Annotated in this window: 1 protein-coding gene; it reads left to right on the forward strand. The window is 60.3% G+C overall.

Annotation, left to right across the window (positions count from 1 at the left end; translation table 11 throughout):
- The coding region (gene tilS / locus J5224_RS29470) for a tRNA lysidine(34) synthetase TilS (RefSeq protein ID WP_264628617.1) at positions 1–1,088 on the forward strand (1,088 nt) is incomplete at both ends.

Genomic DNA, 1,088 nt, shown 5'->3' on the forward strand with positions numbered 1-1,088 from the left:
CTGGATTCCAGCGTGCTGTTGCATATGCTGTATCAATTGATGCAGCAGCGCTCGGATCTTGTTGTACGTGCTGCCTATGTGCACCATGGGCTAAGTGCTCAGGCGGATCGTTGGGCGCAGCACTGCATGCATACCTGCCAGCAATGGGACATTCCCTGCGCGGTGCTGCCGGTCACGGTCGATGCGCGTGAGCGTGGCGTTGAAGCGGCAGCGCGCGAGGTGCGCTACCAGGCACTGCGCCAGCATCTGCTGCCTGACGAGGTGCTGCTCACCGCACAGCATCTCGACGATCAGAGTGAAACGTTCCTGTTGGCGCCCAAGCGCGGCAGCGGCCCCGCCGGGCTTTCCGCGATGGGGGCTACGGGGAAGTTGGGGGCGAATTCCTTACTGCGCCCATTGCTGGGTGTAGCGCGGGCGCGACTTGACGATTATGCCCATCATTACCGGCTCGCGTGGGTGGAAGACGAGAGCAATGGCGACGCGCGTTACGATCGCAACTTTCTCCGTTTGCAGGTACTACCGCAACTAAAACAGCGCTGGCCGTCATTTCCAGAGGCCGTAGCACGCAGCGCGCGGCTGTGCGCCGAGCAGGAACAACTGTTGGATGAGCTTTTGGCGGCATCGCTTCAGTTGGCCTGTGATACAGAAGGCGCGCTGGCGATTGATGCTTTGATCCCTCTGAGTGAACCGCACCGTTTTGCGCTGTTGCGGCGTTGGCTGAGAGCGCATGAGGTGACGATGCCTTCACGCGAACAACTGCTGCACCTGTGGCAGGATGTGGCACTCAGCCGTCAGGATGCAGAACCGCTGTTACAGTTGGGTAGCGTGCAGATTCGACGCTTTCGTCAGCGTTTGTACTGCGTTGCCCCATGCGCCAACGTCGCCAGCCTGGTGTTACCCTGGTACCCCGAGCAGGGCGCACTAACGCTTCCGCACCGGTTAGGTTTTCTGTCCTTGGCCGAACAAGGGATGCGTATCCGACGCCCGCATCCCGACGAGCAAGTGAGCGTGCGTTTTGGCCTGAAAGGGACACTGCATATTGTTGGGCGCAGCGGCGGACGATCTGCGAAAAAACTGTGGCAGGAATA

The sequence above is a fragment of the Candidatus Symbiopectobacterium sp. NZEC135 genome (genome assembly GCF_025962695.1).